Source organism: Lentzea albidocapillata (genome assembly GCF_000719115.1).
In the GTDB taxonomy this organism is placed as follows: Bacteria; Actinomycetota; Actinomycetes; order Mycobacteriales; family Pseudonocardiaceae; genus Lentzea; species Lentzea albidocapillata.
In genome coordinates this window covers 81,958-101,556 of record NZ_JOEA01000020.1, presented here as the reverse complement: position 1 = coordinate 101,556, position 19,599 = coordinate 81,958, and the positions used below count along the sequence as shown (strand labels likewise).

The 19,599-nt window shown below is 68.6% G+C and carries 23 protein-coding genes; 10 read left to right on the top strand and 13 right to left on the bottom strand.

Annotation, left to right across the window (positions count from 1 at the left end):
• Positions 1-157 precede the first annotated feature (157 nt).
• The 4 genes from IG04_RS0130220 to IG04_RS0130200 all read right to left on the bottom strand — a co-directional run bounded on the left by IG04_RS0130220 (position 158) and on the right by IG04_RS0130200 (position 4,070).
• Positions 158-1,315 carry a sensor histidine kinase gene (locus IG04_RS0130220; RefSeq protein WP_030480141.1) on the bottom strand — a complete coding sequence of 386 codons (1,158 nt, stop codon included), beginning with the start codon at positions 1,313-1,315 and terminating at the stop codon, positions 158-160.
• Between the two features lie 293 nt (positions 1,316-1,608).
• Positions 1,609-2,715, bottom strand: coding sequence for a nitric oxide synthase oxygenase (locus tag IG04_RS43020; RefSeq protein WP_063758336.1), 1,107 nt, complete (start codon positions 2,713-2,715; stop codon positions 1,609-1,611).
• A 132-nt stretch (positions 2,716-2,847) separates the two neighbouring features.
• Positions 2,848-3,492 (bottom strand): tRNA (guanosine(46)-N7)-methyltransferase TrmB, encoded by a 645-nt coding sequence (trmB, locus tag IG04_RS0130205; protein ID WP_216824328.1) that lies wholly within the window; start codon positions 3,490-3,492, stop codon positions 2,848-2,850.
• A 68-nt stretch (positions 3,493-3,560) separates the two neighbouring features.
• Complete coding sequence (locus IG04_RS0130200; protein WP_245816312.1) at positions 3,561-4,070, bottom strand: hypothetical protein; 510 nt, start codon at positions 4,068-4,070, stop codon at positions 3,561-3,563.
• 155 nt (positions 4,071-4,225) lie between these two features.
• Here IG04_RS0130200 and mycP point away from each other — a divergent pair, with 155 nt between their 5' ends.
• Positions 4,226-5,368, top strand: coding sequence for a type VII secretion-associated serine protease mycosin (gene mycP / locus IG04_RS43015; protein ID WP_051770963.1), 1,143 nt, complete (start codon positions 4,226-4,228; stop codon positions 5,366-5,368).
• On the opposite strand, the gene IG04_RS0130190 is transcribed toward mycP, so the two are convergent.
• The 3 genes from IG04_RS0130190 to IG04_RS0130180 all read right to left on the bottom strand — a co-directional run bounded on the left by IG04_RS0130190 (position 5,334) and on the right by IG04_RS0130180 (position 8,001).
• Positions 5,334-6,236, bottom strand: a complete 903-nt coding sequence (locus IG04_RS0130190) for an ABC transporter ATP-binding protein (RefSeq protein ID WP_030480136.1) — start codon at positions 6,234-6,236, stop codon at positions 5,334-5,336. The genes mycP and IG04_RS0130190 overlap by 35 nt on opposite strands.
• A 92-nt stretch (positions 6,237-6,328) precedes the next feature.
• On the bottom strand, positions 6,329-7,084 hold the full coding sequence (locus IG04_RS0130185) for an ABC transporter permease (protein ID WP_030480135.1): 756 nt from the start codon (positions 7,082-7,084) through the stop codon (positions 6,329-6,331).
• Positions 7,085-7,089: 5 nt separating this feature from the next.
• Positions 7,090-8,001, bottom strand: coding sequence for an ABC transporter ATP-binding protein (locus tag IG04_RS0130180; RefSeq protein ID WP_030480134.1), 912 nt, complete (start codon positions 7,999-8,001; stop codon positions 7,090-7,092).
• A 130-nt stretch (positions 8,002-8,131) separates the two neighbouring features.
• On the opposite strand from IG04_RS0130180, the gene IG04_RS0130175 reads away from it, so the two are divergent.
• Entirely contained in the window at positions 8,132-8,566 is a 435-nt protein-coding gene (locus tag IG04_RS0130175; protein ID WP_030480133.1) for a PPOX class F420-dependent oxidoreductase, read from the top strand.
• On the opposite strand, the gene IG04_RS0130170 is transcribed toward IG04_RS0130175, so the two are convergent.
• Positions 8,563-9,348 carry an HAD family hydrolase gene (locus IG04_RS0130170; RefSeq protein WP_030480132.1) on the bottom strand — a complete coding sequence of 262 codons (786 nt, stop codon included), beginning with the start codon at positions 9,346-9,348 and terminating at the stop codon, positions 8,563-8,565. The two genes, IG04_RS0130175 and IG04_RS0130170, sit on opposite strands and share 4 nt — an antisense overlap.
• Before the next feature lie 48 nt (positions 9,349-9,396).
• Between IG04_RS0130170 and IG04_RS0130165 the strand changes: the two genes are divergently transcribed.
• Genes IG04_RS0130165 through IG04_RS0130155 form a run of 3 tightly spaced genes read left to right on the top strand, consistent with a single transcriptional unit; the run spans position 9,397 to position 11,301 of the window.
• Positions 9,397-9,924 carry a TetR/AcrR family transcriptional regulator gene (locus tag IG04_RS0130165; RefSeq protein ID WP_030480131.1) on the top strand — a complete coding sequence of 176 codons (528 nt, stop codon included), beginning with the start codon at positions 9,397-9,399 and terminating at the stop codon, positions 9,922-9,924.
• Entirely contained in the window at positions 9,924-10,397 is a 474-nt protein-coding gene (locus IG04_RS0130160; RefSeq protein ID WP_030480130.1) for a pyridoxamine 5'-phosphate oxidase family protein, read from the top strand. The genes IG04_RS0130165 and IG04_RS0130160 overlap by 1 nt, the downstream gene beginning before the upstream one ends.
• Positions 10,381-11,301, top strand: a complete 921-nt coding sequence (locus IG04_RS0130155) for an SDR family oxidoreductase (RefSeq protein WP_030480129.1) — start codon at positions 10,381-10,383, stop codon at positions 11,299-11,301. The genes IG04_RS0130160 and IG04_RS0130155 overlap by 17 nt, the downstream gene beginning before the upstream one ends.
• Positions 11,302-11,365: 64 nt before the next feature.
• Here the strand turns inward: IG04_RS0130155 and IG04_RS0130150 are convergent, their stop codons facing one another.
• Positions 11,366-12,022 (bottom strand): response regulator, encoded by a 657-nt coding sequence (locus tag IG04_RS0130150; protein WP_030480128.1) that lies wholly within the window; start codon positions 12,020-12,022, stop codon positions 11,366-11,368.
• A 9-nt stretch (positions 12,023-12,031) separates the two neighbouring features.
• Positions 12,032-13,207, bottom strand: coding sequence for a sensor histidine kinase (locus tag IG04_RS0130145; protein WP_338043604.1), 1,176 nt, complete (start codon positions 13,205-13,207; stop codon positions 12,032-12,034).
• 116 nt (positions 13,208-13,323) lie between these two features.
• On the opposite strand from IG04_RS0130145, the gene IG04_RS0130140 reads away from it, so the two are divergent.
• Together IG04_RS0130140 and IG04_RS0130135 are read left to right on the top strand one after the other, a co-directional pair.
• Complete coding sequence (locus IG04_RS0130140; protein WP_051770961.1) at positions 13,324-13,992, top strand: hypothetical protein; 669 nt, start codon at positions 13,324-13,326, stop codon at positions 13,990-13,992.
• Positions 13,989-14,357: a GntR family transcriptional regulator gene (locus IG04_RS0130135; RefSeq protein ID WP_030480125.1), complete on the top strand. Its 369-nt coding sequence runs from the start codon at positions 13,989-13,991 to the stop codon at positions 14,355-14,357. The genes IG04_RS0130140 and IG04_RS0130135 overlap by 4 nt, the downstream gene beginning before the upstream one ends.
• Here IG04_RS0130135 and IG04_RS0130130 read toward each other — a convergent pair.
• Positions 14,342-14,791 carry a hypothetical protein gene (locus IG04_RS0130130; RefSeq protein WP_051770959.1) on the bottom strand — a complete coding sequence of 150 codons (450 nt, stop codon included), beginning with the start codon at positions 14,789-14,791 and terminating at the stop codon, positions 14,342-14,344. The genes IG04_RS0130135 and IG04_RS0130130 overlap by 16 nt on opposite strands.
• A 36-nt stretch (positions 14,792-14,827) precedes the next feature.
• Here IG04_RS0130130 and IG04_RS0130125 point away from each other — a divergent pair, with 36 nt between their 5' ends.
• Genes IG04_RS0130125 through IG04_RS0130115 form a run of 3 tightly spaced genes read left to right on the top strand, consistent with a single transcriptional unit; the run spans position 14,828 to position 18,527 of the window.
• Positions 14,828-16,348 carry a dynamin family protein gene (locus IG04_RS0130125; RefSeq protein ID WP_420864958.1) on the top strand — a complete coding sequence of 507 codons (1,521 nt, stop codon included), beginning with the start codon at positions 14,828-14,830 and terminating at the stop codon, positions 16,346-16,348.
• On the top strand, positions 16,345-16,710 hold the full coding sequence (grpE, locus tag IG04_RS0130120) for a nucleotide exchange factor GrpE (RefSeq protein ID WP_030480122.1): 366 nt from the start codon (positions 16,345-16,347) through the stop codon (positions 16,708-16,710). Before IG04_RS0130125 ends, grpE begins: the two co-directional genes overlap by 4 nt.
• Positions 16,707-18,527 (top strand): dynamin family protein, encoded by a 1,821-nt coding sequence (locus IG04_RS0130115; protein WP_030480121.1) that lies wholly within the window; start codon positions 16,707-16,709, stop codon positions 18,525-18,527. Before grpE ends, IG04_RS0130115 begins: the two co-directional genes overlap by 4 nt.
• Here IG04_RS0130115 and IG04_RS45635 read toward each other — a convergent pair.
• Together IG04_RS45635 and IG04_RS0130110 are read right to left on the bottom strand one after the other, a co-directional pair.
• A complete protein-coding gene (locus IG04_RS45635; protein WP_245816334.1) occupies positions 18,489-18,620 on the bottom strand; it encodes a DUF397 domain-containing protein in 132 nt (43 codons plus the stop codon). The genes IG04_RS0130115 and IG04_RS45635 overlap by 39 nt on opposite strands.
• 57 nt (positions 18,621-18,677) lie before the next feature.
• The gene (locus IG04_RS0130110) at positions 18,678-19,535 is read right to left on the bottom strand and encodes a helix-turn-helix domain-containing protein (protein ID WP_030480120.1); all 858 of its coding nucleotides are present in this window, start codon (positions 19,533-19,535) and stop codon (positions 18,678-18,680) included.
• Between the last annotated feature and the right edge of the window lie 64 nt (positions 19,536-19,599).

Sequence of the window (19,599 nt, the reverse complement as noted above, 5' to 3'; positions counted from 1 at the left end):
GCCACCCCCAAGCCGCCGACCCGGCGCTGAGTTGGCATGATCACACTCCACGACCGGGCGTGATCATGCGGAGGCATTCAGTGGCCGACATCGACCCTCAGAACGACGACCAGCAAAGCGATGTCGAGATGACGCAGGAGTTCGAAGTCATCCGCGACTAGCTGATCGGCAGATCGGCGCGGACCGTCCACCCAGTCGGTTCGCGTCGGCCTGCGGAGAAGGTGCCGCCCAGAAGTTCCGCGCGCTCGCGCATGCCGACGAGCCCGTAGCCTCCCGATCCGCCCACGGGCACACCGGACGCGACGCCGTCGTCGAGCACCGCCAGGTGCAGCACGCCGTCGCCTGAGGACAGCGAGACGTCCACTGAGGACACAGCGGAAGCGTGTTTCTGGGTGTTCGTCAGCGATTCCTGCACCAGGCGCAGCACCGAGCGGGCCAGCTCCTGCGGCACCGCGTCCTGCAGGTCGAACGAGAGCCGCACCGGCAGACCGGACTCGGCGGCCAGCGCCCGCACGTCGTCCATCAACGACGAAGAAGCGGCCGGACCCTCGGAACTCCCGTCCCGCATGGTTCCCACGAGCCGCCGCATCGCGGTCAGCGCCTCGGTACCGGACGAGGCGATCGACGGCAGCACGTCGACCTCGCGGTTGAGCTGACCTGCCTGCGCGTGCACGACGATCGCCGTCACATAGTGCGCGACCACGTCGTGCAGTTCGCGCGCCAACGCCATCCGCTCGGCGTTCTGGGCCGCCGCAACGGAAGCAGCCAGCTGAGACGCGCGTTCGTCGTCACGTGCCCGGAAGTACATCCCGGTGCCTACCGACAGGACGAGCAGAACAACCGCCGCGATCAGGAAGTTCCACGTGTCCGGGCTCCACTCGCGATACTCGCGCGCCGCCACGATCGGCCATCCCAGGACCTCCGCGAACGCCATGGCAGCGAGCACGACCAGCGTTCCCGCCACTGCCTTGACCCGCGTCGCGTCCCGCACGAGAGTCGCGATGGTGGCCATCGCGGCCCCGGTCATCGAGATGCCCGCGCCGCTCCAGAACAGGTGCGGCTCGATCGACACTCCGAGCAGCCGCATGTAGACGGCGACGCAGGCGACGGCGAACGCCAGCGCGAGTGCGGCGTCGAACGGCCTGCGGGGTGCGAGCACGGCGATCACGCAGACCACCGCGACACCCGGCACCTGCCACCAGCCGAGACCTGTCGAGATCGAACCGGTCTCCAGCAGGGCGATGGCGGTGAGCGAGACCGCCAGCGGCCACTGACGTTTGGCGAGCAACCGCCAGTTCAGTTCCGTGCTCTCCACCCGAGCAACAGTAGGGCCGAAAGTGCGACCCCGCGTCCGACCGGGGGCTACCACGGCATCAGCCAGAAGGCTGATGGAACGACCTGCGGAAACACCCTCACGGCGGATGCCGGATTACGCGCCGGTCACGGACTCTGGAGGAGCGAAAGTCGGGAGATGGAGGACGCCATGTTGTCAGTTGTGTTCACTTGGGCCGCCGCGGTGGTCGGTCTGTTGGTCCTTGCTCTGATGGCTCTGTCAGGCGTGATGATCGACTCGAAGCACTAGGTCCCCACCAGCGTGTGATGGGGAAGTCAGACGCTGGTCAGGGAGTGTTGCTGGCGGAGCAGCTCCGCCAGCCGGCTCGTCGGCTGGGGACGGGTCTCGTCCAACGCGGCCGTGAAGCGCGCCGGAGAACCGTTCCGTGCACGCGCTGCGGCTGCGCTGTCGAGCCGGAACGCGGGCCGCGCGGCGGAAGGCCGTTGGCGGGAACGCAGCCAGGCGAGGCGGTGCAACGCTTCCGCGTGGTGGTCGGTGATGGTGACGGCCGCCTTGTCGAACGAGTGCAGCACTGCAGCGTTCAGGTGAACGGTCGCGAAGTCCCGCCACAGCGTGCGTTCGGACGAGGTGTCCAGACCCAACGCATCGGCGACCTCACGCGCCACACCGTAAGCACCTTCCTCAGCCAGTGACCGCGTGCCGATCTCGGCGCCGACGAACCACGAGTTGAACGGCGCGGCGGGGTAGTGCACGCCACCGATCGACAGCCGCATGTTCGAGATGACCGGAACCGCGTGCCAGCGCAGGCCCATCTCGCCGAACCACGGCAGAGTCGGGTGCTCCAAAGGAACTTCGTGCACGATCTCGGACGGCAGCGTGAACAGCCGCGGCCCCTCGTGCTGCGTCTCCACCACCAACGGCAGCAGGTCGAAGCGTGAACGCCGCACCGGCGGACGCCAGCCCATGCCCTGCATGGTCTCGGTGAACTGGGTGTACCGGCGGTCCCCCATCCCGTCGGCGTACCCGGCGTACCGGATCAGCTGCTCGTTCCAGATCACCGGCCCGGGCGAACCGGGTGCGTCCGGCGCGAAAACCGTTACCAGCGGCCGGATTTCACCACCGTTGGTCGCCAGCCGCAGGTGTTCGACGCATTCGCCGGCGACTGCGGCGGCGTTGCGGTAGCCGCGCAGATCGCGGACTTTCAAGCGGCGCCAAGGCACACCGGAGGTGCACCAGCCGGAATCTCGCAACGCGATCCGCGCGCCGTAGGCGAGTTCGTTGGTGGTGTGGCGGTAGGTTCCGGTCTCGGTGATCTCGGCGCGCACCTGGGCGATGCGGGCGGACAGCGAGCCTGCGTCGGAGTGCGCCGCGTGGAACATGCGGACGAACTCCTCCGCGACGGGGAGGACGTCGGGGGTCACGGAGCGAGACGCTAGGCCCGGAACAGGCTCACGCGTCACTGCCACTCGGGGCATTTCGGGTGATCAACACCGGCCACTCCAACGAGTGAATGCGAGACCCAGGGTGTTCGCTCGATCGGCTTGAGACCTCGATCAGGTGAGGTCGTTCCGCCGGAACATCAGGTCGTGCGAGACGCGGTCCTCGTTCACCGCACGCTGTTCGAACTTCGTGACGGGCCGCCAGTCCGGCCGCGGCGCCCAGCCGTCGTACACGTTGGTCAGCAGCCGCTCGCCGGAACAGACCTCCAGCATCTGGTCCGCGTACTGCTCCCAGTCCGTCGCGAGGTGCAGCACGCCACCGGGCTCCAGCCGGGACGCCACCAGCGCCACGAACTCCGGCTGCACGAGCCGGCGCTTGTGGTGCTTGTTCTTCGGCCACGGGTCCGGGAAGAAGATCCGCACGCCGTGCAGCGACGCGGGCGCGATGTGGTCGGTCAGCAGGTCGACGGCGTCACCGCGCAGCACGCGCAGGTTGTCGAGCCCACCGAGGTGCTCGGCGCGCAGCAGCAGCTGGGCGAGTCCCGGCTTGTAGACCTCGGCGGCGACGTAGTTGAGCTCGGGCGCGGCGGCCACGAGCTGGGAGGTGGTCTCGCCCATGCCGGAACCGATCTCCAGCAGCACGGGCGCGGAGCGGCCGAACCACGAGTCGAAGTCCAGGGGCCCCTCGGGCAACGACTTGACGTCGTTGCCCATCTTCTCCCAGTACGTGTCCCAGGCACGTTCCTGTCCCACGGTCATGCGCTCGCCGCGCTGGACGAAGCTGACGATGGAACGGGGGAACTCAGGCCTGGTCACGACGGGACAGTCTAGGCAATGAGTTCGATGTCCTCGATCTGAGCTCGCAGGTCAGCAACGGTGAAGTCGATGGGCTGGGGCCGACCGGCCCCGCGATGGGCGGGAACCAGGTGCACGAACCCGCGGTGCGAGTCGGTGAACTGCACGGTTGTCGGGGTGGCGGGCCCGTAGACACCGCTCTCGGACGGCACGTACTCCCAGTACCCGACCTCGCCGAGGTCGACCCAGGGCACGAACACCCAGCCGGGACGTGAGGAGAGCAGTTCGCTCACCGCGTCCTCGACGGCATGACCTTCGGCACGGGAACGCAGCCGCCCCCGGTCCAGCGCTCGCAGCCACCACGGCGCGGGCGCGTCCTCGACGTCCCGCACCGAGCGATACATCGTCAGGACTTCACTCTCGGCGGCGCGGTTCACCCAGGAACGGCGCGCGTCTGCAGGGGTGAGGGCGATTTCGGCAGGGTTGGGAGCTTCGAGCGCACTGGACCACTCGAGGCCGAGCATTGCTTCCACACGGACCACTGGCCACCTCCGCAGCGGGGATATCCCCATTGAACGTGAACTCAAACGCCGGTGATGTCCAGATTGCGGCTTTTCACGGCTTGTTAACAGCACCCTTACGCAACGTGTGACGCCAGGCACGTTGCGGAGTGACGTGGAAACACGATGTAGCTGACGTGCACCTGGTCTCCGCGCTCGCCGTCGCGCTGCCGTTGCTGCTCGCCGCACAGACGATCGAGGAGCAGGAGTGGCACCTCGACGCGCTCGACGTCTACTCGGCGCAGGCCCAGGCCCGCGGGGATGGCGTGATCGTCGCAGTGATCGACTCCGGCGTCGACGCCAAGCACCCCGACCTAGCCGGACAGGTCCTGCCCGGAGCGGGCTTCGGCCGTTCCAAGGGCACCGACGGCACGACCGACGCCGATGGCCACGGCACCGGGATGGCCGGGATCATCGCCGCGACCGGCCGGGACGGCGGGGCGCTGGGCATCGCGCCCGGCGCCAAGATCCTGCCGATCGCCAGCGCCGACGAGAAGGAGCAGTTCGGGCTCGACGCCGTCGCCGAGAGCATCAGGTGGGCCGCCGACCACGGCGCCAAGGTCGTCAACCTGTCGCTGGGCTTCTCCAGCTCGATGACGCCGACGCTGGTCAAGGCCGTGAACTACGCGATCGAGAAGGACGTCGTCCTCGTCGCCGCCACCGGCAACGACGGCAAGGAGGTCTCCGCGCCCGCCAACATCAACGGCGTGATCGCGGTCGCGGGCACGAACAAGGAAGGCAAGCCCTGGGCGTCGTCCAACGTCGGCGCGGACACGGTGCTCGCGGCTCCGGCGGTGGGCATCGTGACCATCGCGCCGCAAAGCGTCTACGCCAGCGGTTATGCCGAGATGGACGGCACGAGCGCGGCGTCGGCGATCGTGTCCGGCGTCGCCGCGCTGGTCCGCGCGAAGCACCCGGACATGGCGGCGAAGGACGTCGTCAACGCGCTGGTCAAGACCGCGACCGACCTGGCGGAGCCCGGCCGGGACGAGGCGACCGGGTTCGGCATGGTCAACCCGATGGGCGCGCTCACCGCGCAACTCCCGCCGGTGGAACGCAATCCGCTGCTGCCGCCGCCACCCTCGACCACGCGACCGACTCCGACACTCGCTGCCCAGCGTCCCCAGCAGCCGGTCGACGTGGAGGACCGGCTGCCGTTCGTCGCCGCCGTCGCGGGCGGCACCGCCGTGATGACCGGGCTGCTGATCGTGTTGCCCGCCATCAGGTCACGGCGCCCCAAGCCCGTCAGTGCGCGTGATACTCCACCGACTCCTTGGTGAGCTGCATGAAGGCCTCCTCCAGCGAACCGCGCTGAGGGCTGAGCTCGTGCAGCACGATCTGGTTCTCCGCCGCGAGCTCACCGATCTGCTGCGCCGGAATCCCGTGCACCACCAGGCTTCCGCTCGCCGAGTCGTCGGTCACCGTGGCGTGCGCCGCGAGGATCTCGCGCAGCTTCGCGGCGTGCGGTGACCGCACCCGGACGGTGTCCTGGGTGGCGTCGTTGATGAACTGCTCGGTGGAGGTCTGCGCGATCAGCTGACCCTTGCCGATGACGATGAGGTCCTGGGCGGTCTGCGCCATCTCGGACAGCAGGTGGCTCGACACGAACACCGTGCGGCCCTCGTTCGCGAGCCGGTGCATGAACTGCCGGATCCAGAGGATGCCCTCGGGGTCGAGGCCGTTGACCGGCTCGTCGAACAGCAGCACCTCGGGGTCGCCGAGCAACGCGCCCGCGATGCCGAGCCGCTGCGACATGCCGAGCGAGAAGCCACCGGCGTTCTTGTGCGCGACCTCGGTGAGGCCGACGACCTCCAGCACTTCCTGCACCCGGCTGACCGGGATCTTGTTCGAGACGGCGAGCCACTTGAGGTGCGATCGCGCGGAACGGTTGGGGTGCACCCACTTCGCGTCGAGCAGCGCGCCGACCTTGCGCAACGGCTGCTTGAGCTGGGCGTAGTGCTGCCCGTCGATCCTGACGTCGCCGGCGGTGGGGGTGTCGAGGCCGAGGATCATCCGCATCGTCGTGGACTTGCCGGCGCCGTTCGGGCCGAGGAAGCCCGTGACGCGGCCCGGCTGGACGGTGAACGACAGGTCGTCGACGGCCTTCGTCCTGCCGTAGTGCTTCTGCAACCGCACTGCTTCGATCATGACCTCTCCCGGTTCGCTCGACAGAACTGACAGGGACCTGGGTCACCCCCCGACGGATGACCCAGGCCCCTCTCCCCCTTATTCGGAACAGGTCACGCGTCCCGCCGCTTCGCGACGATCAGTGCGACCACCAGCATCGCGATGGCGATACCGGCGAAGTAGGCCAGCGATCCCCACTGGCTCAGCTTGAAGTCGATGCCCGCCCCCGCCTGTTCGGCCGCGTCGCCGCCGCCGAGCTGCAGGAAGTGGTTGGCGTTCATGAAGGGCAGCCACGCCTGGATCTTCACGCCGACCTTGGGGATGATCCCGATCAGGCCTTCGAGCAGCATGTTCCAGACCAGCAGGATGGCCACGGCACCGGCGGTCTGCCGGACCAGGATGCCGACCGCGATCGCGATGATCGCGCCGATCCCGTAGAGCAGGCCGACGCCCGCGACGTGCCGCCACTCACCGCTCGTGTTGATCGCGAGGTCCGAGGCGGGCGACAACAGCTTCGCCATGCCCACCGAGCCGAACGCGATGATCTCACCGAGGACACCGGCGATGAACGCCACCACGACGGTCTTCGCGACCAGCGCGGACGTCCGGTTCGGCACCGCGAGGAACGTCGCGCGGATCGTGCTGAAGCGGTACTCGGTCGTGACCGCGAGGGCCGCCATCACCAGCACGACGGACAGCGCGAGCTGGCTGCTGCCGAACTGCGTGACTCCGAGGGACAACTGGCCGTTGTCGGTCGAGGCCGCGATGATCGCGGTGAGTCCGACACCCAGGATCAGGGCGAGCGCGCTGCACCAGTACGGCGAGCGGGTCGAGAAGAGCTTGATTCTCTCAACTGCCAACAGGGTCATCAGACTCACTTCCCGATCTCTGCGTGGTACTCGACAGCATCACCGGTCAGCTGCATGAACGCCTCTTCGAGCGAACCACGCTGGGGGCTCAACTCGTGCAGGACGACACCGTTGGCACCGGCGATGTCACCGATCTGGTCACTGGTTGCACCCGATACGGACAACGCGCCGTCCGCACCGTCACGAACGGTGAAGCCCTTGTCGACGAGCAGCGGGCCGAGCTTGAAGAGCTGAGGGCTGCGCACGAGGACGGTGTTACCCGTTGCGCTGTCGATGAACTCCTGCGTGGTGCTCTGCGTGATCAGCTTCCCCCGGCCGATCACGATGAGCTCGCTGGCCGTCACGGCCATCTCCGACAGCAGGTGGCTCGACACCAGGACCGTGCGGCCCTCTGCGGCGAGGTTCTGCATGAACGTGCGGATCCAGAGGATGCCCTCCGGGTCGAGGCCGTTGACCGGCTCGTCGAACAGCAACACCTTCGGGTCGCCGAGCAGTGCCGCCGCGATCCCCAGCCGCTGCGACATGCCGAGCGAGAACCCGCCGGCGTTCTTGCCGGCGACCTGCGTGAGACCGACGGCCTCCAGCACCGCGTCCACGCGGTTGTCCGGCAGGCCGTTGGACTTGGCGAGCCAGCGCAGGTGAGCGCGGGCGGAGCGGTTCGGGTGAACCCACTTGGCGTCGAGCAGCGCACCGACCGTCTGCAGTGGACGGTGCAACTCGGTGTAGGGCTTTCCGTCGATCAGCACGCGGCCTGCCGTCGGACGGTCGAGCCCCAGGATCATGCGCATGGTGGTCGACTTGCCGGCGCCGTTCGGACCGAGGAATCCGGTCACCCGTCCAGGTTGGACGGTGAACGACAGGTCGTCGACCGCGACCGTCCTGCCGTATCTCTTGGTGAGGCCGATTGCCTCGATCATTGGCTGTCCCCTCTCGGTGATGGGACTACTTTGACGTTCCGAGGGGTCCTGCCACATCGGCCTGCGGTCTGCGCGTGCGTCAACTTCCGTCGTCCGGTGGTGCTACCTCCGTCGTAGTTGAATGAGCCACATGGGATACACGGAAGCCCCGGACGGCTGGTGGCGCGAGTTCGTCCTGGCCAAACCCGCCCGCACCGCCAAGCTCGCGGTCACCCGCAAGGACGGCTCACCGCACATCGCCCCGGTCTGGGTCGACCTCGACGGCCCGGACGTCGTCTTCCTGACCGCCCGCGACACGGTCAAGGGCAAGTCGATCCTGCGCGACGGCCGCGTGGCCCTGTGCTTCGACGACGAGAGGCCGCCGTTCAACTTCGTCACCATCACCGGCCAGGCCGTGATCGACGAGGACCCGGACCAGCTCAAGTACTGGGCGGGCCGCACCGCCGCGCGCTACATGGGCGCCGACCGCGCCGACGAGTACGCCGACCGCAACGGCGTGCCCGGCGAGATGGTCGTGCGGGTGAAGGTCGGCAAGGTCGTCGCCGTGCAGAACGTCTCCGACTAGCCGGCGAAGAAGCGGTCGAGCACCTGGGCGGCGCCGTCCTCCAGCACGGTCGGCGCCACCTCGTCCGCCACCGCCTGTACGTGCGCCGGCGCCTGGCCCATCGCGACGCCGAGCCCCGCCCACTTCAGCATCTCGACGTCGTTGGACCCGTCACCGATCGCGAGCGCGTCCGAGACCCTGATGTCCAGCTGCGCACAGAGCTCGTCGAGTGCCGAGCCCTTCGAGACCTCCGGAGGCACCGCGGTCAGCCACGCCTCGGTGTGGTCGACGGACCACGCGATGCCGGGCAGTTCCAGCTCGCGCACGGCGAACGCCAGCTCGGCCGGTGTGCGGTCCAGCCAGCGCATGACCAGTCGCGAGGTCGGCACCGCCATCTCCTCGAACGTCACCTGAGTCGTCGCACCCCACAGGTCACCGGGCAGGAACTCGCCCAGCGACAGGTTGCCGACACCGGTCTGCTCGACCGCGAACACGGCGCCGGGCAGCAGCGCCTGCAACGTCTTGATGGTCGGTCCGGGGTCGAACGTCACGCGCTTGGTCACCTCGTCCAGCGCCGGGTCCCACCACACCGCGCCGTTCGAGCAGATGGCATATGAGGCAGGCAGTTGCGGGGCTACCGCACTGATGCCGACGAGGCTGCGGCCGGTGCAGAGCACGACGACGGCACCGTGTTCGGTGGCGCGCGTGATGGCCGCCTTCACGGCGGGCGAGATGTCGTTCGAGCCGACAGCGGTCAGGGTTCCGTCAATGTCCAGCGCCACCAGGCGCGGTCTCCAGGTCACGTGACGCCACCCTATGCGAAGGTTAGTGAATTGTGGTTCACTAACTACGTGGCACGACCTCGCACCATCACCGACGAACGGATCCTGAACGCCGTCGCGGCCGTCATCGACCGGCGTGGACCGGAGTTCACCGTCGCGGACGTGGCGGCGGAGGCCGGGGTGTCGGTCGGCGCGGTGGCGAAGCGGTTCGGGTCCAAGAGCGGGCTGCTGCAGGCACTCACGAAGGCGGGCACCGAGGAGGTCGCCCGCAGGATGCGCGAGGCCGGCACCGTCCGCGAGGCGCTGCTGACCTGGTTCGACCGGCTCGCCGACCCGGTGGTGGCGACGAACAACCTGGCACAACTCGGGGTCGACCTGATCGACCCGGAACTGCGCGCGCTGCTGGCCCGGCACTACGCGGTGCTGGAAGAAGAGCTGGAAGTCCTCTGCGCGGCCGAGGGATTGCCGTCCAACGCGGCGCGCGTCCTCGCCGCGCTCGTCTACGGGATCTCGATGGACTGGTCGGTGCGACCGCGCGGCGACCTGCTGGCACGCACGGCCGAGGACATCGACCTAGTGCTGAAAGGGATGCGCTGATGGCTACCTGGGCGGAGTTCGCGGCCGAACAGCCCGACATGGCCGCGTTCGTGCAGGGCCGGTTCGCCGCGGACCGGCATGCGTTGATCGCGACGCTGCGCAAGGACGGCTCACCGCGGATCAGCGGTGTGGAACCGGACTTCGCCCGCGGCGAACTGTGGGCGGGCACGATGCCGGACTCGTTGAAGTCGAAGGACCTGCGGCGCGACCCGAGGTTCGCGCTGCACTGCATGACCACGACCGCGTCGATGACGGAGGCGGGTGACGCGAAGATCAGCGGCACCGCCGAGTTCTGGACCGACAAGACCGACTACCTGAAGGACCTGTTCGAGCGCACCGGCTGGGATCCGGGTGAGTTCGACCTGTTCCGGTTCGACGTCACCGAGGTCGTGCAGCTCACCGTCGAGGGCGACGGGATGGTCGTCCTCTCCTGGCACGAGGGAAGGGGAACTCGCCGTGTCGGCAAGAAGTAATCCCGATCTGAGCGGGAAGGTCGCGGTCGTCACCGGCGCCACGCGCGGTGCGGGACGGGCGATCGCCGTGGAACTGGGGGCGGCGGGGGCGACGGTGTTCGTCGCCGGCCGGACCACGCGGACGCAGCAGTCCGAGATCGGGCGGTCGGAGACGATCGAGGAGACCGCCGAACTCGTGGACGCGGCCGGCGGCAAGGGGATCGCGGTCCGCTGCGACCTCACGAATCCGTCCGATGTGGACGCTCTCGCCGCGAGGATCGACAGGCTCGACATCTTCATCGACAACGCGTGGGGCGGCGAGAACCTCGTCGAGTGGGGCAAGTTCTGGGAACACGACCTCGACAAGCAGTTGCACATGTGGCGCAACGGCGTCGAGACGCACCTCGTGGCGTTGCACAAGCTCATGCCGATCCTGATCAGGTCCGACGACGGGCTCGTGGTCGAGGTGACCGACGGCGAGGACGGCGAGGCGTACTTCGTGAACCTCTCGTACGACGCGGTGAAGAGCTCGGTGCGCCGGTTCGGTGAGGTGCTGGCGAAGGACCTGAAGGACCACCCGAACGTGACGGCGGTCGCGGCCACGCCGGGGTTCCTGCGGTCCGAGCAGATGCTGGAGGGTTTCGGCGTCACCGAGGCGAACTGGCGTGACGCGATCGAGAAGGTGCCGGACTACGCGTTGTCCGAGACGCCGCACTACCTCGGGCGCGGCCTCGCGCACCTCGCGGCCGACAAGGACCGCAAGCGGTTCGCCGGGCAGTGCCTCTCGTCGTGGAAGCTCAAGCGCGAGTACGGGTTCACCGACCTCGACGGCTCGCAGCCCGACTGGGGCCACTGGTGGGACGACGTCGTGAAGCCGCGGATGGCGGGCGCGACCGTGAACGCCGATCCGGAGAAGTACCGGTAGGGCGTGTTACCCAGGTCTCCGCCTCAGCCCCGGCTATCGCGAACACGGACCTGGGTAACACGCCCTACGCGTCACCGGGTCGGACGAGACCGGTCTCGTAGGCCAGCACCACGGCCTGCACCCGGTCTCGCAGCTCCAGCTTCGCCAGGATCCTGCCGACGTGCGTCTTCACCGTCGCCTCGGACAGGAACAGCTTGCGGGCGAGCTCGGTGTTCGACAGACCCTTCGCGATCAGCACGAGCACCTCGCGCTCGCGCTCGGTCAGCACGTCGAGCATCGCTGCGTCCCGGAGCTCACCGCCGCCGTCGCCGAGGAACCGGCCCAGCAGCCGCTTGGTCACCGACGGCGAGACCACCGCGTCGCCGGAGGCCACCGCGCGCAGGGCCGACACGAGGTCGGACGGCGGGGTGTCCTTCAGCAGGAACCCGCTGGCGCCGTTGCGCAACGCCGACAGCGCGTACTCGTCCATGTCGAAGGTGGTCATGACCAGCACCTTCGCGGAGTCGGCCTCGGTGATGCGCTTGGTCGCCTCCACGCCGTCCATCACGGGCATGCGGACGTCCATCAGGACGACGTCGGGCCGCAGCTTCGCCGCCATCTGCACGGCGTCGAGGCCGTCGGCCGCCTCGCCGACCACGTCGATGTCTTCCTGTGCGCCCAGCACCATGCGAAAGCCCATCCGCATGAGTTCCTGGTCGTCTACGAGCAGTACCCGAATCACTCGATCACCCTATGCGGCTAGCGGGAATGTCGCGCGCACGCGCCAGCCCCCACCGGGGTTGGGACCCGCCTCGAACTCCCCGCCCAGCACCGCTGCCCTTTCCCTCATGCCGATCAGCCCGTTGCCGCCGGAGACCTTGACCACGTCGTGGGGCGTGCCGAACCCGTTGTCGGTCACTTCCAGCCGCAGTTCCTCGGGCGAGCGCGCCAGGCGGACCAAGGCGGTGGTCCCTGCTCCGGCGTGCTTGATGGTGTTCGTCAGAGCTTCCTGCACGATCCGGTAGACGCTCAGGCCGACGCCCACGGGCAGGTCGTCGACGTCGCCGTTGATCTCCAGGCGCACCGGCACGCCGGCGGCCCTGGTGTTCTCGGCGAGTTCGACCACACCTCGCGCGTCGGGCTGCGGGGCCCACTGCGTCTCGGCCTCCTCGCTGCGCAGAACGCCGAGCAGGCGGCGCATCTCGGTCAGCGCGAGGCGGCCGGTGTCGGCGATCGTGCGGACCGCGTTCTCCGCCACCTCCGGCTGGGACCTGATCGTGTACGCGGCGCCGTCGGCGTGGACGATCATCACGCTCACCGCGTGGGCGACGATGTCGTGCAGTTCGCGGGCGATCCGGGAACGCTCCTCGCCCACGGCGATCTTGGCCTGCTGGTCGCGTTCGGTTTCGAGCAGCACCAAGCGTTGCTCCATCTCACGCTGGTAGGCACGGCGCGCGCCGATGAACTCGCCCATCGCCCAGCTGAACCCGAAGATCACGAAGACCAGGAACACGAGGAACACGGCCTGGAGCTCGCCGATCTGGAAGATCGCCCAGAGCAGCGTGCCGGCGACCAGCCAGCCCACGTAGATCAACGCCGTCTTGCGGTTCGTGTACGCGACGAGCGTGTACAGCGCTATGGCCAGCGCGAAGTCGGACATGCGGACCGGGATGCCGTTGATGCCGCCGTGCGAGAAGAGCTGCAGGAACCCGCCCGCGAGGATCAGGTAGCTGGTGCCGAGCGGGTGGTACCGGCGAAACGGCATCGGCCCGAGCATCAGCAACGTCACCGCGATATAGGCGGAGAACGACACGCCCTGGTCGACCACTGTGACCGCGATGCCCATGTCGAAGAGCAGCAGAACTCCGGCGATCAGGGAGTCCCCGAACGCCGGATGAGCCTTCATCCACAGACTGAACCGCCGCACTGGACAAGGTTAGGTGCGGACCGAACTTTCGCGCGTCGCGCCACGGGTTGACGCTGCGTACGACTTCAGTGTGAGTTATTGTGTCGAGGGATTGATACAAAGTTCGGGGGTTCGCCATGTACGACGTCCTGTGGGCTGCTGGCGTTGGGTTGTTCCTGCTGGTCGCTCTGTGGCCGACGCAGTCGACAGGCAAGCGCTTGCTCAAGAGCTGGAGGGTGTCCGACCCGACGCCCGCGCAGATCGACGACGCCATCCGCTACCTCAAGCGGCGGCGGTTGCTCTACCCGTGGCTCTTCGTCGGATTGTCGTTCGTGCCGTTCGCCACCGGTCGCGGTCTCGGGTCGCTCGCGGCGGTCGTGCTCGGAGGCACGCTGCTCGCGGAGTTGATCCCGTTGGCGCTGCCCCGCGAAGGCAGGCAGCGGGTGGCCACGCTCACGCCGCGCGGCCTGTTCGACATCGGGTCGCAGTACGTGCTGATCGCGTACGCGGCGATCGTGCTGTTCGGGCTGGCCTGGCTGCTCGTGCGGCTCGAGATCGCGCAACTGCCCGTGTTCGTGGTGTCCGTCGCCGCGGTCGCGGTGGTCATGTGGGCGGCGGTCGCGCGCCCGGCGGACGGCGACGAGGAGGTCGACCGGGCACTTCGCACTCGCAGCGTGCACGTGTCGGCGGGAATCGGCGCGGCACTGGTCGGCGCACTCGTCGGCGGCCCGTTCCTGTTGGCCGGCGTCGTCGCGTGGGTGCTGATGGCCAACACGAACGTCGTGTCCAAGAAGATCGTGTGGTGACTGCACCCCGCATAGTCGTCGACGTCGAGAACGGTGTCCCGCCGTGGCGCCAGGTCCGGGACCAGCTCGTCCGGTTGATCAACGGTGGGGTGCTGCCGGTCGGGTCCCGGCTGCCGACGATCCGGCAGCTCGCCGCGGACCTCGGCCTCGCCGCCGGCACGGTCGCGCGGGCCTACCGGGAGCTGGAGACCAGCGGCGTGCTCACGACAGGACGAAGGCAGGGCACCGTGGTGGCTGCCCTGCCTTCGCATGCACCGGAGCCGCTCTCCGCCGCCGCGGCGGAGTTCGTCGCCATAGCTCGGTCACTCGGCGCCAGCGAGGGGGAGGCGCTGAACGCCGTGCGAGCCCACTACTTGGGTGAGTAAGGCGACTCGATCTTGGGTGCGGGTCGCGGTTCGTTGATGTGGGACTGACGTTCCTCTTGCCGTTCCTCGTAGATGCGGTGTTCCTCGGCCATCTGGTCAGCGAGTTGCTGCTGCACCTGGCGGTCCCGAATCCTGGCCAGGATCGCCATCGTCGCGCCGTGAGCCAGTGCCAGTAGCAACAGCACGATGCCCAGCTTCATGACCACGTTCTTCACCGCATCGCCGGTGTCGACCTCGATGATCGAGACCAACGCCAGCAGGCCCAGTACGACGAGGTGGAACAGCACGGCCGTCAGCTTCATCATGCTGTCGGCCTGCTCTTCGTCATATGCGGCGCGCTTCAGGTATCCCTTGCCACCGCGGTAGAGCAGCTGACCGTCGACCACGACCAGGACGATCCCCAGCACTAGGAACGTCACGTAGCTGTCACCCATGCGCTGTGGCTACCCGCGCACGCCCGCATGCAAACCGTGGCACGATCAGTGCCCGTGACGGCGTTGCAGGGACAACAACTGGCCGGCCCGCTGTGCGCGGCGGTGGCCAACCTGTGTGCTGCCCTCCACCCGCAGGTGTCTCCGCGGACCGCCGCCGGTTTCCAGGAAGTGCTGCGCCGGTTGCACGCGCCCCTGCAGGTCGCGGTGGCCGGCCGGATCAAGTCCGGCAAGTCGACACTGGTCAACGCGTTGATCGGACGCCGGGTCGCGCCCACCGACATCGGCGAGTGCACCCGGCTCGTCACGCGCTATCAGTACGGCACGGTCGACCGCATCGAAGTCGTGTTGCGAGACGGCAGACGGCAGGTACTGCCGTTCGACGCGAACGGCATGATCCCCGCCTCTCTTGGCCTGGAAGGCGTTTCGCACATCGAGGCGTACCTGACGAATGCCGTGCTGCGCGACATCACCGTCATCGACACACCAGGGCTCGGTTCGCTGGACGCGGCGTCGGTAGCGCGCACCGAGGAACTGCTGGATCCCGTGTCGCGCAACGCAGTCGCCGGTGCCGAGGCCGTGCTCTACGTCGTGACACAGGGCGTGCGGGCGGACGACCATTCGACGCTGGCCGCGTTCACGGCCGCGACCGCTTCCCGCGAGGCAGGCCCGGTCAACGCCATCGCCGCGCTGAACAAGGTCGACGCCGTCGCGCCGGAAACCGTTGAGGGCTCGGAAGGTGATGTCTGGCGCGCCGCGCAGATCCTCGCGGCGAAGCAGGCCGAACTGCTCAGGCCGCGCGTCGCCGACGTGCTGCCGGTCATCAGCCTGCTCGCCGAGTCCGCGGAGACCGGGGAGTTCACGTCGGCCGACGCGGAGGCGTTGCGGGCGCTGGCGGCCCTCGACGCGGACACCCGCACGATGATGCTGATGTCCGGCGACCTATTCACGTCGTGGGAGTGCGACGTCGCGGCCGGTGTGCGCTCCCGGTTGCTGGAGAAACTCGACCTCTACGGCATCGGCCAGGCGCTCCTGGCGCTGGACGCCGAGCCCGCGCTGCCCGCCGGGGCGTTGCGGCGGGTGCTGTTCGACGCGTCCGGGTTCGCCGCGGTCCGAGGCCGGCTGGACGCGGTCTTCCGGGCGCGGGCCGACGGCATCAAGGCGGCGGCCGCGCTGGCCTCGGTCACGTCACTGGCCTCGGGTGATCCCGGCGAACGGCAGCGCGTGCACGACGCGATCGAGGTCCTGCTGGCCCGTCCCGAGGCACACCAGCTGCGGCTGCTGGAGGCGTTGACGCTCGTCTCGTCCGGCACGGTCGACCTGGCCCCGGACCTGACGGAGGAGGTGCTGCGCGTCGGGAGCACCCCGGACGTCGCCGCTCAGCTGGGCATGCCGGGCAGACCAGGCGCGGAACTGGTCGCGTGCGCGCTGGAACGGGCCGGTTGGTGGCGTTCGTTCGCCTCCTTCGGCGCGACTCCGGCGCAGGCTCGGGTGGCGCATGTCGTCCACAGGGCGTATTTCCTCATCTGGCAGCAACTACGTGCTGGGGGGCACCGATGAGCGCGAACGGAACCGAACCCACCGATCTGGCGTCGGACGACGGTGTGGAGACCATTGCCGACGAGCTGCTCGACCAGGCGCTGGCTGAGCGCCGTGCGCTGGTCCAGCTGTGCCTGTACGCACTGGACCGCGCCAGTGCCGGCGTGGTCGCACGCATCGAGGAAGGCCTGTCGTCCATAGGCGTCGTGGCGCTGCGGGTGGACGGTGAGCGGTTCGACCCGTCGCAGCACGAGGCCGGTGGCGCCGTGCCGACCGACGACCTGTCGTTGCAGGGCCTGGTCGCCGAGACCGAGGTGCCCGGCTTCTGCGACAGAGGCCGCCTCCTGCGGGCCCCGATCGTGACGGTCTACACGTCCCGATGAGCAACCTTTCGCAGACAGTCCGGCAGACCCGCGAACGCCTCACCTCTCTCGTGCGTGAGCTCGACACGTCGATGGCCGACTGGGTGACTCGTCGCGCGGCGCCCGAGGTGTCGTCGGTCGTGATCGTCGGCGAGACGAACCGCGGCAAGTCGTCGCTGGTCAACGCCCTGCTGTCGGCTCCGGGTCTCTCGCCGGTCGACGCGGACGTGGCCACCTCCACCTACCTCGTCTTCCAGCACGGCCCGTCCTGGGCGGCCCGTGCCTGCTATCCCGGCCTGCTCGCGCCCGTCAGCTTCCCGCTGCCCGCGCTGATCAACTGGGTCTCCGCCGCCCACGACCTGCCGGAGGGCGAGCTGCCCCCGCGCTACGTCGAGGTCGACGCCCCGATCCCGTTGCTGGAACGGATGTCCGTTGTGGACACTCCCGGCGTCGGCGGCCTGGAGTCGGTGCACGGCGAACTGGCGCTGGAGGCCGTCACGTCGGCCACCGCCCTGATCTTCGTCGTGGACGCCTCGTCGCCGTTCACCCGTGGCGAGCTGGACTTCCTCAAACGCGTCGGCGACCGCGTCGAGACCGTCGTCTTCGCGCTGACCAAGACCGACCAGTACCGGGGCTGGCGCCAGGTCCTCGACGCCGACAAGGCGTTGCTGGCCGAGCACGCCCCGCGTTTCGCCGACGCCACCTTCTACCCGGTGTCGTCGCGCATGTTCGGCATGGCCGCCCAGGCCCCGAACCCGGACGCGGCCTCGATGCTCCGCGAACGCTCCGGCATCTCCGCGCTGCAGACCGCCCTGCAGGAACTCGTCACGGGCCGCGCCGGGATGCTCGCGGAGGCCAACGCCCTGCGCGCGTTGTCGACCGTGCTGGCGGAGCTGGAAATCCGCCTCGAACACGAGAAGCGCGCTCTGTCCGTGGGCGAGGACGAGGCTGTACTACTTCGTGCCCGCCGCGAAGAACTGCAGACCGAACGCCGTTCCTCGACCCGGGGCTGGCAGGTCCGGTTGCGCGGCGAGGTCCAGCGAGCCCGCATCGAGAACTCCCACGAGATCTCCCGCCAGATGCGTGACCTGCAGACCTGGTACCGCCAGGCCATCGACTCCGCCGACCGCACCGCCCTGAGCGCGTTGCCGCAGCAGGTGGACACCGCACTGCAGGTCGTCTCCGGCCGGATCTCCACCGCTCTGTCCGTGCGTCTCTCGCAGGTCACCGACGCCGTGCTGGCCACGCTGTTCAGCGCGGAGGAGCTGACCCTGATCCGCGGCCAGTTCGCCCGCGGCGAGCAACCGCCGGTCGTGTTGCGCCCCAAGGAAAAGCGCCCGCCGACGGCCGAGGACAAACTGCTGGTGTTCATGGGCGTCTCCGGCGGCCTGGGCGCGGGCAAGCTCGCCGTCATGCCGCTCGCGGGCCTCGGCATCGCCGTGCTGAACCCGATCGTCCTGCCCGTCACCATCGCACTGGGCCTCGGCGCGGGCTGGTGGATGGCCCGCACCCGCACCCACACGGCCGAGAAGCAGCATGTCAAGCAGTGGCTCTCCGACGCCATTGCCGACGCGCGCTCCACAGTGGACCAACTGGCCGCCGAGCAGCTGATCGAGGCCGAACAGGCCCTGTCGCTCGCGTTGGACGAGGCGCTGGCCAAGCGCATCGAGGCCATCGAGGCCGAACTGCGCGAGGTCGACCGCGCGTTGCGGATGGAGGCCGGTGAACGCGGCCGCGAGCTGCAGGCCGTGACCCGGCAGCTCGCGGAGGTGGAGCAGGGCCGTTCGAAGGCCGAGGAGCTACTGGGCCGGATCAGGTCCGTGCGGGACCGAGCCTAGGAACGCCCGCCAGGCCTTCGGCGTGCAGTCGAACTGAGCACTACGAGGGTTCTTCGAGTCGCGCACGGACACCAGGGTGCTGGTGATCAACACCTCGACACACGCGCCGCTGTCACTCGAACTGTGGCTGCTCTTGGTCCACGCAGGCAACTACGAGCTCCTCGCGAGAAAGTCGGCCAATGCCGTTCGGGTGTCCCTCGGACTCCACGCAAGATCGGCGATTCGCTCGAAGAGCTTCCGCATTCGCTCGGTGTGGGACGGCTGATCGTAATAGATCGGCGGGCCGGACAGGCTGGAGGTGAAGGTGATCGGATCGGACGTGTCGAAATCCAGTGTCACCATCCCGCCACCGAGCCCCGGATTGCCGGGGGTGCCGAGGCCGACGATGCGGATGTTCAACGACGGGTGCTGCTCCAGCAGCTGAAGGAGGTGCAGTACCTGTTCCCGCATCACCGACTGGTCGCCCACGACGTGGAGAAGGCTGTCCTCGGTGAAGACGATGTCGATGCTCTTGACCTTCCCGCTGGAGAGCACCTGTTGCTGGAGGTCGAGGCGGAAGGCGATGAGTTCGGCTGTCTCCTCCTCTGACCGCACGGAACTGCTCGCCCGGATGAGGCCCTCGACATAGCCCCGCGACTGGACGAGGCCTGGAATCACGCCGCACTCGTACCAGCCGATGTGTCGTGCCGCCGCGAGCAGGTCCATGAAGCGGACGTACGAGTCGGCCAGCGTGTCGAGGTAGCCGAGCCGAGGTTGCCTGCGCCTGCTCGCCTTGCCCAGCGCGAGCACCGAGTCGCGTTGCTCGGGAGTCACGCCGTAGAAGCCGAGCAGCCGGGTCAGCTCCTCCGTGCCCAGAGCGCCCTTGCCGTTCTCCACCTGGCTGAGCCTGCCCGCGCTGCGGCCGATCAGATCGGCGGCTTCCTGCTGGGACTTCCCGGCGGCCAGACGGAGGCGCTGGAGCGTGAGCCCCAACTGGAGGCGCTCCACGGTCTGCCTGGCCTGACCCACGTGGCTGCCTCCCTTCATACGCTTAGGCGAGCGACTTTAGCCTCAAGTAGCTCTAAAGTTAAGT